A 13,531-nucleotide genomic window follows, 5' to 3' on the forward strand; every position below is an offset into this window, starting at 1 on the left:
CCCGTCCCAGCCGCAGCGGGACGCCATCGTGCCGCACCGTGCCGGCCCGGTACACCATCGCCCACTCGTGCATCCCGAAGCAGCCGAATCGGGCCGGCCGGGAGGCGGTGGCGCGCAGCAACCCGGCGACGAAGCCCACCGTGGGGATCCGGGAGTGCAGATAGCGATCGCTGACCGTGACCCCGTCGCTGGTCTGCGCGTACCCGACCCGCCTCAGGTAGACCGTCGCGCCCGGGCCGGTCAGAACAGTCCCGTATCCGGGGTGCCAGACCCGCAATTGACGCGGGCGCTGGCTGTAGTAGGTGAAGAGGAAGTCCCACACGGGATGACTCTGACCAGTGCGGGCCCTTGCCCGGTGCGCGACCGTGAACTCATCGACTCTGTTCTGGTGGTCCTCGGCCCGGCGGGCCCAGTCCGCCGCAGATTCAGGCACGGTGCATGCCGTCGCGGACCGTGCCTACCAGGTCCTCGACCAGATCCTCCAACGTCACCATGCCGCACACCGCGCCGTCGTCGGTGGTGAGCAGGGCCAGATGGCTGTTGCTCTGGCGCAGTCGCGACAGCGCGTCGGGCAGTGCCATGTCGGCGGCAAGCCGCGGCAGGTGGCGAACGGTCGAGGCGCTGACCGCAGCGTCCGGGTGCTCGACGAGGTCGAGCATGTCCTTGATGTGGATGAATCCGGTGAATCGGCCGGCGTCGTCGACGACCGGGAAACGCGAATACCCGGTCTCGGCCAGTGCCTGTTCGATGGCCGCCACGCTCGGTCCGGTGCCGTCGGAGGCAGTCGGTATCGAACGGATCTTCTCCGCGGGGACCGCCACGTCACTGACCGCCCGATTGCGGATCTGCAAGGCGCGGGACAGCCGCTTGTGCTCCTCGGGGTCCAACAACCCCTCCGAGCGGGACTGCGCGATCATTTCCACGAGTTCCACCATCGAGACGCTGTTCTCAAGTTCGGTTTTGGGGGTGACGCCGACGGCCCGCAGTACAGTGCGTGCACACCAGTCGTAGATTGCGATGATCGGCCGAGTTAATTTGACCCACAACAGGTATGCGGGCACCAGCAGCATCGCGACCTTTTCCGGCCCGGCCAGGGCGATGTTCTTGGGCACCATTTCACCGAGCAGGACGTGCAGCACCACCACGATGGTGATGGCCAACACGAACGACACCGTGTGCAGCACCGCGTCGGGAATGCCGATCAGGTGAAAGACCGGCGACAACAGATGGGCGATCGCCGGTTCACCCACCCGGCCCAGGATGATCGAGCCGATCGTGATGCCCAACTGTGCGCCGGCCAGCATCACGGCCAGATTCTCGCCGGCCCGGATTACCGTCACAGCACTGCGCTTACCCTGCTCGGCCAGCGCGTTGAGGCGGTCGCGGCGGGCCGAGATCAGGGCGAACTCGGCGGCGACGAAGAATGCGTTGGCCGCGATCAGCAGCACCGTGAGCACCAGTGCGAAAAGGTCACCGCCCATCAGTGCCAGGCCCCTCTGCGGTCGGTGGAGTGAGGCGGACCAGGTCGAGCAGGTCGATGCGGCGGCCGTCCATTTTCGCCACCGTGGCCCGCCACACCGGTGGTTTGCCCAGGACGTCGGGTTCGAAGGCGGTGAGCTCCACCGACTCGCCCTCGGCAGGGATGTGCCCAAGGGCGTTCATGACCACCCCGCCGATCGTCTCGTAGTCGCCCTCGTGGGCCCGATAGCCCGTCTGGTCGGCCACCTCGTCGATCCGCAGTAGTCCTGAAACCCGGTGTCCGCCGGTGATTCTCACGACTTCAGGACTGAACGGGTCATGTTCGTCGCGGATGTCGCCGACGATCTCCTCGATCAGGTCCTCCACGGTCACCATCCCGGCTATACCGCCGTACTCATCGGCGACCAGCGCGGTCTGCAGGCCGTTGGCCCGGATCCGGTCCATCAGCGCGTCGCCGTCCAGAGTGGAGGGGACCACCGGCACGCTCATCGCGAAGCTGCCTACCCGGGTGCTGGACCGCTCGCCATGGGGTATCTCGAAGACCTGCTTGATGTGCACCACCCCGATGGTTTCGTCGAGATCGCCGCGGGTGACGGGGAAACGGGAGTGGCCGGTCTGGCGAACCTTCGCCAGCAGATCGGCAACCGTGTCGTCGGCCCCCAAGGATTCGATCTTAGAGCGGGGGGTCATGAATTCCTCAGCGCTGCGGGCACCGAACTGCAGGGACCGGTCGACCAGATCGGCGGTGGCCTGGTCCAACGAGCCCTGCTTGGCCGAGTTACGGACCAGCGAGGCCAATTCCTGCGGCGAGCGAGCCGAACTGAGTTCGTCGGCGGGTTCGATCCCGAAGCGGTGCAATATCCAGTTGGCTGTCCCGTTGGTCAGCCGGATCAGCGGGGTGACCGCCGCAGAGAAGAACACCTGGGGGCCGGCGACCACCCGCGCGGTCTGAAGCGGAACGGCGATTGCGAGGTACTGGGCCACCAACTCGCCGAACACCATGGACACCGAGGTCGCGATGACCAATGCCGTGATCAGGGCCACCCCCTCGACCCAGCCCGCAGGAACGCCGATCGCCGACAGCGGCGGCGCCAGCAGTCGCGCGATCACCGGTTCGGCCAGATAGCCGGTGATCAGCGTGGTGATCGAGATGCCGACCTGGGCACCGGAAAGCTGAAAGGACAGGGTTCGGTGGGCCCGCTGAACCATCCGGTCGCGGGGGCCGCCGGTGCGCGCATTGGCATCGACGGTGCTGCGTTCGAGTGCGGTCAGGGAGAACTCTGCCGCGACGAAAACCGCGGTGCCCAGGGTGAGGAGTACGAAGACGAGCAGGCTCAGCCCAACGGAGACGGTGCTCATCCGGTCTCCGCTGGGCGCACCAAGCAATTCAGACTGGGGGCCTGCGGCACGCCGACCCCTTTCCGCTCACAGGACAGACGACCATGGTAGCCGCTCGCGGTTCCCGCAGTTCCGGTTACCAACCCGTGGGCAACGGGTGGCCCTCGGCAAACCCGGCCGCCGACTGCACCCCGAGGATCGCCCGTTCGTGCAGTTCGGTGATGGTGCGGGCGCCGACGTAGGTGCAGGTGCTGCGCACCCCGGAGGTGATGTGGTCGAGCAGGTCCTCCACGCCGCCGCGGGACGGGTCCAGCGACATCCGGGAGCTGGAGATCCCCTCCTCGAAGAGTGCCTTGCGGGCCCGATCGAAGGCGCTGTCACCGGCGGTGCGGGCGGCGACGGCACGTTTGGAGGCCATCCCGTAACTCTCCTTGAACGGTCTGCCGTCGCGGTCGAACATCAAGTCCCCCGGGGACTCGTAGGTGCCCGCGAACCACGACCCGATCATCACGTTAGCCGCACCTGCTGCCAGGGCCAAGGCAACATCACGGGGGTGGCGCACACCGCCGTCCGCCCACACGTGTCCGCCGAGTTCCCCTGCCGCCGCTGCGCATTCGAGCACCGCAGAGAACTGAGGACGCCCGACTCCGGTCATCATTCGGGTGGTGCACATCGCACCCGGGCCCACTCCGACCTTGACGATCGACGCCCCCGCGGCGAGCAGGTCCCGGGTCCCCTCGGCGGAAACCACATTGCCGGCCGCCAGCGGAATGTCCAGATCCAGTGCGGCGACCGCCTTGATGGCCTCCAGCATCTTCATTTGATGGCCGTGGGCGGTGTCGATGACCAGCACGTCGATGCCCGACTCGGCCAGTGACCGTGCTTTGGCCGCCACATCGCCGTTGATGCCGACGGCCGCCGCGATGGCCAGCCGGCCTGCGCCGTCCAAAGCGGGGGAGTAGATGCCGGTCCGCACCGCGCCGGTGCGGGTGAGCACCCCACCCAGGGAGCCGTCCGGTGCGGTGAGTACCGCCACGTCGATCGGTGCGTGCTCGAGCAGTTCGAACACCGCGCGGGGGTCGGTATGCACCGGAGCGGTGACGAAGTCGCGTACGGCGATATCCCGGACTCGGGTGAACCGGTCCACCCCGGCCGTCGCGGCCGCGGTGACCAGTCCGACCGGTTTGTTCCCGTCGACGACGACGGCCGCGCCGTGGGCCCGCTTGTGGATCAGTGCCACCGCGTCGGAGACCGAGTCCTCGGCGGTCAGAGTGACCGGGGTGTCGGCGACCAGATCACGGCTTTTGACGAAGCCCACGGTCTGCCGAACCGCCTCGATGGGCAAGTCTTGGGGGAGCACCACCAGACCGCCGCGGCGGGCGACCGTCTCGGCCATCCGGCGGCCGGCCACCGCGGTCATATTGGCGACGACGACGGGGATGGTGGTGCCGGTTCCGTCGACGGTGGACAGATCGACGTCGAATCGCGAGGTCACCTCAGAGCGGCCCGGCACGATGAAGACGTCGTCGTAGGTCAGGTCTCCGTTCAGGCCGGAGCCTGGTCGGTGACCTTCGAGGAAGCGCACTGGGCAAGCCTAATCAGCAGGGCACTCGGAGACCGATGCCGGTGCGGTTCCCTCCAGTAGGTAGGTGTCGACGATACGAACGACGCACCGGTTGTAATCGGGGTACACCGCGTGCACGTCGGTATCGGCGACGATCAGGCGGGCCGATACCAGTTGGCTGGCCAGTGCCTTGGACCACTCGATTGGTGTGGCTCCGTCGTAGCGGGCGCCGACGACGAGAACGGGCGCGGCGCCGTCGCCGCGAACCGGTCGCGGACCAAGGGGGTCGCGCGCCGGAAAGTCGTTGCAGCGCAATCCTCCCCAGGCGTTGTTCGAGCCGAATATTGGCGCTTCGCGGTTCCAGTCCAGTGCCAGGTCCAAGGTCCCATCTAGGCCGGGGGTGGGTGTGGAATCGTAACAGTTGATGGCGTATAGGGCGTTGAGCATATTCGACGGCTTGGAGTCGGGGTTAACGCGTAGCCCGCCCAGTTCGGCCAGTTGGCGGCCATCGCCGGCCAGTCCGGCACGTAGGGCTGCGAGCAGTGCGGGAAAGGTGTTCGGTGGTACGTACATCGCACGGCTCAGAGCCGCCATGGCGTCACCGCGGGTGGCGACCGTGGGCGCCTCGGTCTCGGCCGGCAAACTCAGCAGGTAGCGCTTGAGGGTGGCCGTGGCAGCATCGGGATCGGCGGGAAGTGGACATTCGCCGGAACCGGTGCAGTAGTTCACGAAGCGCATCAACTGGGCCTCCAGGGCCCGTGACTGTCCCCGGTTGTAGTCGCTGATCGACAGCGAGGGATCGATGCCGCTGTCGAGCACCATGCGCCCTACTGAGCGCGGATACATGTCGATGTAGAGGGCCCCCAGTTTGGTTCCGTGCGACCAGCCAAGGTAGTTCAGTGTCGGCTCGCCGAGTGCCACTCGTAGGGATTCAAGATCCCGTGCGGAGTCGCGGGTGCCGATGTGCGGGAGAAGTCCGGGGTTGCGCTCGGCGCATCCGTCGGCGAAGGCCTGGGACTGCTCGGCCCATGCCGTGATCGCCCCGGCGGTGATGGCGGTCTCCCACTGAGCCGCGGCCAACGCGCGGGCGTAGTCACCCATCTGCTCCGGCGTGCGACACCACACCGGGTTGCTTGTGCCCACCCCACGCCGGTCCCAGCCCACCACGTCGTAGCGGGCCTCGACCTCGGGGCTCAACTGTTTGGGCAGCGACAGTATCTCGTCGACCCCGGAGATTCCCGGCCCGCCCGGATCGACCAGGATCGAGCCCAGGCGGGTGCCGGGACCCCGGGCCGGGATGCGGGCCAGCGCCAGCGTGATCGTCGGCCCCTTCGGATCGGCGTAGTCCAGTGGAACCTGCACGCTGGCGCATTCACGCACCTGACCGGCCAACTCACCACAGCTCGTCCACTCCAGGATCGGCGGACTCGCCGGCGGGGTAGCACATGAGGTAACGAGGACGACGCCGACCGCGGCTGCCGCTGCGAGGGTCCGCATTTCTTCTACATCTGTACTTCGGTGCGGTCACCACTCCACTGGGTATGGAACCGCGCGGCGGTGTCAGCGTCGATGCGGCCGTAGGTGTGGGCGCCGAAGAAGTCACGTTGACCCTGGATCAGAGCAGCCGGGAGGCGGTCGGTGCGCAGTGCGTCGTAGTAGGACAGTGCCGAGGCGAAACCGGGGATCGGAATGCCCAACTCGGTGGCCGTCACCACCACCCGCCGCCAGCCGTCGACGCTCGACTCGACGGCGCTACGGAAGTAAGGGTCGGCAATCAGGGTCGGCAGCGCCGGGTCGGCGTCGTAGGCGTCCTTGATCCGGTTGAGGAATTTCGCGCGAATGATGCAGCCACCACGCCAGATCGTGGCCAGGTCGCCGGGCTTGATGTCCCAGTCGTACTCGTCGGATCCGGCCTGGATCTGGTTGAAGCCCTGAGCGTAAGCAATGAGCTTGGAGGCATACAGCGATTGGCGGACGTCTTCGATGAATTGATGTGCGTCGGAGGGCTTTTGGCCCAGCTTTCCGGATGCGAATCCAGCTACCGCACGGCGCTGCGGCACCGATCCGGACAGTGCGCGGGCGAACACCGCCTCGGCGATACCGGTGACCGGGACACCGAGATCCAGCGCGGACTTCACCGTCCAGCGTCCGGTGCCCTTCTGCTCGGCCTCGTCGACGATCACGTCGACCAGCGGTTTACCGGTCTTGGCGTCGGTCTGGCGCAGCACCTCGGCGGTGATCTCGACCAAGAAGCTGTCCAGGTCGCCGGAGTTCCACTCGGTGAACACCTCGGCGATCTGCGGCGCGGTGAGTCCCAGACCGTCGCGCAGCAACTGGTAGGCCTCGCCGATGAGTTGCATGTCGGAGTACTCGATGCCGTTGTGCACCATCTTGACGAAGTGGCCGGCACCGTCCGGGCCGATATGGGTGCAGCACGGGACACCGTCGACATGGGCGGAGATCTCTTCGAGCAACGGCCCTAGCGATTCGTAGGATTCCCTGGGGCCGCCGGGCATGATGGACGGCCCGTTGAGCGCCCCTTCCTCACCACCGGAGATGCCCGCGCCGACGAAGTGCAGGCCGCGGTCAGCCATGGCCTTCTCCCGGCGGATGGTGTCGGTGTAGAGCGCGTTGCCTCCGTCGATGATGATGTCGCCCGGTTCCATGGCGTCGGCGAGTTCGTTGATCACCGCGTCGGTGGCCTCACCGGCCTTGACCATGATGAGAACCCGGCGCGGTCTTTCCAGCGCGGCCAAGAACTCCGCGACGCTTTCGGAACGGACGAAGTCGCCCTCGGCGCCGTGTTCGGCGAGCAGCGCGTCGGTTCTGGCGATGGAGCGGTTGTGCAGCGCCACGGTGTAGCCGTGCCGGGCGAAGTTGCGGGCGATATTGGAACCCATGACCGCTAGACCGGTAACACCGATCTGCGCGGTCGCCTTCTGCGAGGAGCTCATTGATCGCCTTTCTTGTTCGGGGCCCGTTACGGCCACAGCCGTTGCAGTTCAGTGAGCCATGGGATTGCCACCGCGATGGTCGGAATGACCAATACCGCCGCGGCGGACAGGTAGGCGGCGACGGCGACTCGCAGGCTGTTGGGGGGTCCGGACAGCCGCCGTACCCGGATCACCGTGCTAGGACCGCCGGCGGCCAGGGCACCGGCGGGGGTCGGTCCGCACGCGCAGGTCACCAGGGCCCGGGCCAGCGGCTTCGGGCCGGCCGCGTGCACAGCGGCGTCGTCGGCGAGTAGTTCGACCAGCAGTCGGACCGCGTTCAGAGCGCTGCCGCTGCGAACGAAACGCGGGAAGGCGGTGTGCACGGCGATGAACGCTTCGAGCACCAGATCGTGCCGGGCCCGCAAATGCGCCCGCTCGTGTCGAAGGATCGCGGCCAGTTCCGGCGCGCTCAGCGCCGCCAGGGTGCCCCGGCTGAGCACCACCCGGCTGCGTACGCCGGGCAGGCAGTAGGCCAGCGGTTCGGCGACGTCGAGGACCCGAACCCCGCCAAGTTCGCGGTGTCGTTCGGCCAGCAGGTCGACCAGCATGCGGTGGTGCGCCCGGCGCCGCCGGGTGCCGATACCCACCGCCGCGACGGCCACCATCAGGCGCGCGCCGATCAGCAGCGTCAACACCAGGACCAGCACCGCCGACAACCACAGCGGCCAGCCCAGCGCCGCGATCTGGTCGGCGTGATCGGCGGTCGGTCGGCCGTCGGGTCCGGGTACGAACAGCCGAACGGCCAGCGCCAGTCCGGCGCTGAACGCCGACAGGACCGCCGCCAGTGCAACGGCCTGCCAGAGCACCACCGCGGCCCGGGGCGCTCTCATCGGCCACTCGGCCCGGGCCAGCAGAGCCGGGACCGGCCCGGTGAGCACCAGGGCGAGGAGAGTGAAGGCCAGCGCTGACACGCCGCCAGTCTCCACTAGGTGCAGCGCTGGGCGCTAGCAGATCCGGTGTTTGGCTTCCAGGTCGGCTAAGGCGCGGCGCAGGGCATCGGCCTCGTCGGCGCCAACACGTTCGACGAAGTGCACGAGGGCTGCCTGGCGGTCGTCGGAATCGGCGGCCTGGGCCAGGGCGTCGACCATCAGGCCGGCCACCAGTTCATCGCGTCCGTGGGTGGGCGCATAGCGATGCGCGCGGTCGTCGCGGATCTGCACCACGAGGTCCTTGCGGGCCAGCCGTTGCAGCACGGTCATCACGGTGGTGTAGGCAAGGTCGCGCTGGGTGCACAGGGATTGGTGCACCTGGCGGACCGTCTGTGGCTGATCAGCACCCCACAGGTGATCCATCACGGCGCGTTCCAACTCCCCGAGTCCGGTCAGCTTTGCCATGTCCTCGTCGTCTCCTCGAACTGAGACTACTCCCGTTTACTACCGGTCGTCGTACCCAAACCTCTTCCATCAACTCGGCCGGCAGCGGGAAAGTTCCGCCAGCGGTGTAAACAAGGGGGCGTGCACTCGCCGGATGTCCCCGCCCCCGAACTGTCCGCTCCCTTCGACGCCGAGATCGGGTTGACCTACACCGAAGTGACTCCAGACGGGATCAAGGCCGAACTGACGGTCAAGCCCACGCTGTTGCAGCCGATGGGCATTGTGCACGGTGGGGTGTGGTGCTCGATGGTGGAGTCGCTGGCCAGTGTGTCGGCCTACGTCTGGTTGTCGGCCAATGGTGGCGGGAATGTGGTCGGGGTCAACAACAACACCGACTTCCTGCGGGCGGTCACCGGCGGCACCGTCTACGGGATGTCCGAGCCGGTGCACCGCGGCCGCCGTCAGCAGTTGTGGTTGGTGACGATCCGCGACGATCGGGATCGACTGGTCGCCCGCGGCCAGGTCCGGCTGCAGAATCTGGATTCCGACGCCTAACCGGCCCTAACCCGTATCGGTGGCCAAGCGCAGCGTCAGTCGCGCCCCACCGAGCGGGCTGGTGTCCAAAGATGCAGTGCCGCCATGTAGTTCGGCTTGTTGAGCGACCAGGGCCAGCCCGAGTCCGGAGCCGGCATGGATGACCTTGGAGCCGCGGGAGAAGCGTTCGAACACCGCGGTCCGCTCCTGCTCGGCTACCCCGCTGCCGTTGTCGTCGATGGTGACCTCCACCGCCGCGGGGGACTTGTGCACGGCCAACTGCACTTCGGTGGCGCCACCGTGTCGGACGGCGTTGACGATCGCGTTGTCGATGACCAGACGGAGGCCGGCCGGTAGCCCGACCATCGGTACCGCCGGCGAGGGCACCAGCGACACCGCGAGATCGGAGTAGATGCGCTCGGCATCGTGGGCGGCACGGTCGAGCAGTTCGGTGATATCGAAGGAGACGAAATCGTCGGCGGTGGTGAGTTCCCCTTGAGCGAGACGCTCCAGTGCGGTCAACGTCGCCTCGATACGGCTCTGCGTGCGCATGGTGTCGCCGATGACCTCCTTACGCTGTTCGTCACCGAGGTCGAGGGTGGACAGCACCTCGAGGTTGGTCCGCATCGCGGTCAGCGGTGTACGCAGTTCGTGTGAGGCGACCGCGGCGAAGTCGCGTGCAGACTCAAGGGCCGCTTTGGTTTTGGCCTGTTCGTCGCCGATGCGGGCCAGCATGCCCTCGACCGCCTCGCCGATCTCCACCGCTTCTCGTACCCCGCGGACCTGTACCTCATCGGGTTTGGACTGAGCGTTGATCGCCCGGGCCTGCTGGGCCAGCAGACGGAACGGGTCGATCATGATCAGCGAGAAGAACCAGCCGATCACCACCGTGCCGATGATGACACCACCGCAGATTCCCATTACGCGCCAATGCAATTCGGTGATTCGGCGCTGTGTCTCGGCCACCGGCGCCCCCAGCGCGATCGACGCGCCGCCCACCGAGAAGGTGCGGACCCGGTACTCCACGCCTTCAATGGTGGTGTTGGCGTACCCGTCGGGCAGCGCTGGTAGCACGACGCCGGTGGGTATCGACGTCGTTGAGGACCCGACCCGGACGGTGCGCACCAGATTCCCGTCCGCGCTCGGCGGGCCGGACGCCGGGGGACCGGTGAGCAGCGTGCTGAAGTCACCGAGGCTGCTCACAGAGTCCAGTCTCCGGTCCAACTGGCTGTACTGATCGTTGGTGACACCCACCCAGACCCAGGTTCCGAGGGTCAGCACCAGAACGACGACGGCGAGGGCCGCTGTGATGACGATGGTCCGCAGCGACAGCATTCGGTTCGGCAGCCGTTGCAGCAGCCGGTAGACGATTTCGTTGGGTTTCACCATGGCTGAGCAATGGCTACGCCGGCGGGGCCGGCAGGCTCGGCTAGATGAGGTCGGCGAGGATCAGCGCACGCTGGGGCAGATTGCAGCGGTCGCGGAAATCCCGCGAGGGTTTGCGGATGGCTTCGATCTCGTCGCGCACATCGGGGTTGGCGTTCAGATAGTCCTCGGTCTGCTCGCGTACCTCGGTCTTGGGCAGCCCCTGCAATCCGCTGAAGAACGCGTTGACGTCGGGATGGGTGAACAGGTACGCCGACATCGCCGCGGAGATCCCCGACATGACACCGGTCATATCCGCAGTGGTACAGCCTGGCGGGAGGTCGTCGGCGCGACTGAGACCTGCGGGTGCCATCAGGATCGCGCTGGCACCAAGAGTGATCGCGGCGCCCAGCAGCAGTGGCTTCATGGCTTCCCCTCATCGGATCAGTGCGGCTGAACACCATGCTATTTGCAGCGCAGCGATAGTTCGCGGCGGCCCTTTATCAGGAGGAGGCGGTGATCTCGTTGTCCTCGACCTGTTCGACTATTTCCTCAAGCTGCTCAATCCGGGTGCGGGCATAGGCCTGCTGCTCGGTGATGGTGAGCTGGCCGCGGTGGCTGCCGATGAAGGTCCCGACCCACGACAGCGCGGTGGTGAGGCGCGCCTTGAAACCGACCAGATAGAGCAGATGCAGGAAGAGCCAGGACAGCCAGCCGATGAACCCGCCGAACTCCAGTGGGCCGACCTGGACGACCGCCGAATAGCGCGACACGGTCGCCATCGAGCCCTTGTCGAAGTATTTGAAGGGGACCCGGGCCGCCGGGTCGGCGCCCTTGAGCTCGGCCTTGATCAGCCGCGCCGCGTACCGAGCCCCCTGGATCGCACCCTGCGCCTGCCCGGGGACGCCCTCGACTGCCGCCATATCGCCGATCACGAAGACCTCCGGGTGGCCCGGCACCGTGAGGTCCGGTAGCACCTTGACCCGACCGGCCCGGTCGGCCTCGGCGCCGCTCTGGTCGGCGATGTGCTTGCCCAACGGGCTGGCCGCGACACCGGCCGACCACACCTTGGTCTGGCACTCGATGCGCTCCTCGCGCCCGTCGCTGTACTTGACGTTGATCCCGTTGCGGTCGACGTTGGTGACCATGGCACCGAGTTGGATTTCCACTCCGAGCTTTTCCAGCCGCGCGGCGGCCTTCTTGCCCAGCTTCTCGCCCATCGGCGGCAGCACGGCCGAGGCGGCATCGAGCAGGATCACCCGCGCCTTGGTGGAGTCGATGTGCCGGAACGCGCCCTTGAGGGTGTGGTCGGCGAGTTCGGCGATCTGGCCGGCCATCTCCACGCCGGTGGGGCCGGCACCGACGACCACGAAGGTCAACAGTTTGGCCCGGCGCTCCGGATCGCTGGAGCGTTCGGCCTGCTCGAAGGCGCCCAGAATGCGGCCGCGCAGTTCCAGGGCGTCGTCGATGGTCTTCATGCCGGGCGCCCATTCGGCAAAGTGATCGTTGCCGAAGTAGGACTGGCCGGCGCCCGCCGCGACGATCAGGGAGTCGTAGGGGGTCCGGTAGGTGTGGCCGAGCAGCACCGAGTCGACAGTCTTGCGGGCGAGGTCGATGTAGGTGACCTCGCCGAGCAGCACCTGGCAGTTCTTCTGATTACGCAGGACGACCCGGGTCAGCGGCGCAATCTCGCCTTCGGAGATGATGCCGGTCGCCACCTGGTAGAGCAGCGGCTGGAACAGGTGGTGGGTGGTCTTGGCGATCATCTTGATGTCGACGTCGGCCCGCTTGAGCTTCTTGGCGGCGTTGAGACCGCCGAAGCCCGAGCCGATGATGACGACCTTGTGCTTATCCGACGGAGTGGCACCGGGGTGGGTCATCTTCGCTCCTCAGGTCTATCTCACGTGGTGCAGGCGCCTACCGAATTACATGCATAAGGTAACCCCGCCAGGTCATCGTCCCACGACCGGTCTGAGCGCCTCGCCGACCGCCGCGATCGAGCCGGGGACGTAGCTGGGCAGATTGACGATGACACCGTCGATACCGGCATCGACCACGCTGGTCTGGACCGCATCGGCGATCCGTTGCGGGCTGCCGACCACCATCCGACCGCGCATCGGCGCGGGGACCATCTCCGCGGTGAAGTTCGGGTCGGGAATCGCGGTCAGCAGGACGCTTGTCTCCAGGCTGGCCGGATCTCTCTCGACCTCTTCGCAGCGGCGCGCCAGAGCCGCCACTTTGCCGGGGAGTTCGTCGAGAGCCGCAATGATGTTGAGGTGGTCGAAATAGCGCGCTGCCAGGCCGAATGTTTTCTTTTCACCACTTCCGCCGATCAGCAGCGGAATGCGGTCACCGAAACGCGGCACCGCGACGGCATCTTCGGTGCGGTAGTACCGCCCGGCGAAACTGACCCGCTCGCCGCCAATCATCGGCAGCATGATGTGCAGCGCCTCATCCAGCTTGGCGAACCGCTCGGTGAAGGTACCGAACTCGAAACCGAGTTGGGTGTGCTCGAGTTCGAACCAGCCGGTCCCCACGCCCAGCACCGCGCGGCCCTGGCTGACGACGTCCAACGTGGTGATGATCTTGGCCAGCAGGGTCGGGTTGCGGTACGTGTTGCCGGTTACCAGCGTCCCCAACAGAACCCGTTCTGTGGCCGTCGCCAGTGCACCGAGGGCGGTGTAAGCCTCCAGCATCGGCTGATCGGGTGAGCCCAGCATGGGCAGTTGGTAGAAGTGGTCCATCACAAAGACGGCGTCGAAGCCGGCAGCCTCGGCCTCCCGGGCCTGGGCGACCACGGTGGGGAACAGCTCGGTCACCGGTGTGCCGTAGGAGAAATTCGGGATCTGCAGGCCCATTCGGATGGTCACGCCTGCACAGTAGCGGTGGGACCTGACCGCTGGCCTGCGGCCGAACCGCAGCCGGTGCCGCCGGCTTTAGGCTGA

The 13,531-nt window shown here is 66.9% G+C and carries 12 protein-coding genes and 1 pseudogene; 1 reads left to right on the plus strand and 12 read right to left on the minus strand.

The window, feature by feature from the left end; translation table 11 throughout:
- From ADBZ5N_RS02880 to ADBZ5N_RS02915, 8 genes and pseudogenes are all read right to left on the minus strand, one after another.
- Positions 1–433 (minus strand): annotated as a pseudogene (locus tag ADBZ5N_RS02880) (3-methyladenine DNA glycosylase); the annotation flags it as partial.
- The gene (locus ADBZ5N_RS02885) at positions 426–1,481 is read right to left on the minus strand and encodes a CBS domain-containing protein (protein ID WP_526255984.1); all 1,056 of its coding nucleotides are present in this window, start codon (positions 1,479–1,481) and stop codon (positions 426–428) included. The gene ADBZ5N_RS02885 and the pseudogene ADBZ5N_RS02880, both read right to left, overlap by 8 nt.
- Positions 1,471–2,838, minus strand: coding sequence for a CNNM domain-containing protein (locus tag ADBZ5N_RS02890; RefSeq protein WP_526255985.1), 1,368 nt, complete (start codon positions 2,836–2,838; stop codon positions 1,471–1,473). Before ADBZ5N_RS02890 ends, ADBZ5N_RS02885 begins: the two co-directional genes overlap by 11 nt.
- Before the next feature lie 115 nt (positions 2,839–2,953).
- On the minus strand, positions 2,954–4,402 hold the full coding sequence (locus ADBZ5N_RS02895) for a GuaB1 family IMP dehydrogenase-related protein (protein WP_526255986.1): 1,449 nt from the start codon (positions 4,400–4,402) through the stop codon (positions 2,954–2,956).
- A gap of 9 nt (positions 4,403–4,411) precedes the next feature.
- Positions 4,412–5,878 (minus strand): alpha/beta fold hydrolase, encoded by a 1,467-nt coding sequence (locus ADBZ5N_RS02900; protein WP_526255987.1) that lies wholly within the window; start codon positions 5,876–5,878, stop codon positions 4,412–4,414.
- Between the two features lie 5 nt (positions 5,879–5,883).
- Positions 5,884–7,335 (minus strand): NADP-dependent phosphogluconate dehydrogenase, encoded by a 1,452-nt coding sequence (gnd, locus tag ADBZ5N_RS02905; RefSeq protein ID WP_526255988.1) that lies wholly within the window; start codon positions 7,333–7,335, stop codon positions 5,884–5,886.
- 26 nt (positions 7,336–7,361) lie between these two features.
- Positions 7,362–8,285 carry a M56 family metallopeptidase gene (locus tag ADBZ5N_RS02910; RefSeq protein ID WP_526255989.1) on the minus strand — a complete coding sequence of 308 codons (924 nt, stop codon included), beginning with the start codon at positions 8,283–8,285 and terminating at the stop codon, positions 7,362–7,364.
- Between the two features lie 33 nt (positions 8,286–8,318).
- Positions 8,319–8,708: a BlaI/MecI/CopY family transcriptional regulator gene (locus ADBZ5N_RS02915; RefSeq protein ID WP_526255990.1), complete on the minus strand. Its 390-nt coding sequence runs from the start codon at positions 8,706–8,708 to the stop codon at positions 8,319–8,321.
- A gap of 120 nt (positions 8,709–8,828) precedes the next feature.
- Here ADBZ5N_RS02915 and ADBZ5N_RS02920 point away from each other — a divergent pair, with 120 nt between their 5' ends.
- Positions 8,829–9,242, plus strand: a complete 414-nt coding sequence (locus tag ADBZ5N_RS02920; protein WP_526255991.1) for a PaaI family thioesterase — start codon at positions 8,829–8,831, stop codon at positions 9,240–9,242.
- A gap of 6 nt (positions 9,243–9,248) precedes the next feature.
- Here the strand turns inward: ADBZ5N_RS02920 and ADBZ5N_RS02925 are convergent, their stop codons facing one another.
- The 4 genes from ADBZ5N_RS02925 to ADBZ5N_RS02940 all read right to left on the minus strand — a co-directional run bounded on the left by ADBZ5N_RS02925 (position 9,249) and on the right by ADBZ5N_RS02940 (position 13,456).
- Positions 9,249–10,610 (minus strand): sensor histidine kinase, encoded by a 1,362-nt coding sequence (locus ADBZ5N_RS02925; protein WP_526255992.1) that lies wholly within the window; start codon positions 10,608–10,610, stop codon positions 9,249–9,251.
- Positions 10,611–10,650: 40 nt separating this feature from the next.
- Entirely contained in the window at positions 10,651–11,013 is a 363-nt protein-coding gene (locus ADBZ5N_RS02930) for a hemophore-related protein (RefSeq protein WP_526255993.1), read from the minus strand.
- Positions 11,014–11,089: 76 nt separating this feature from the next.
- A complete protein-coding gene (gene ndh / locus ADBZ5N_RS02935; protein WP_526255994.1) occupies positions 11,090–12,466 on the minus strand; it encodes a type II NADH:quinone oxidoreductase Ndh in 1,377 nt (458 codons plus the stop codon).
- A 72-nt stretch (positions 12,467–12,538) separates the two neighbouring features.
- Positions 12,539–13,456, minus strand: coding sequence for an LLM class F420-dependent oxidoreductase (locus tag ADBZ5N_RS02940; protein ID WP_526255995.1), 918 nt, complete (start codon positions 13,454–13,456; stop codon positions 12,539–12,541).
- Positions 13,457–13,531: the final 75 nt, after the last annotated feature.

Source organism: Mycobacterium sp. (assembly GCF_044370595.1).
Lineage (GTDB): Bacteria > Actinomycetota > Actinomycetes > Mycobacteriales > Mycobacteriaceae > Mycobacterium.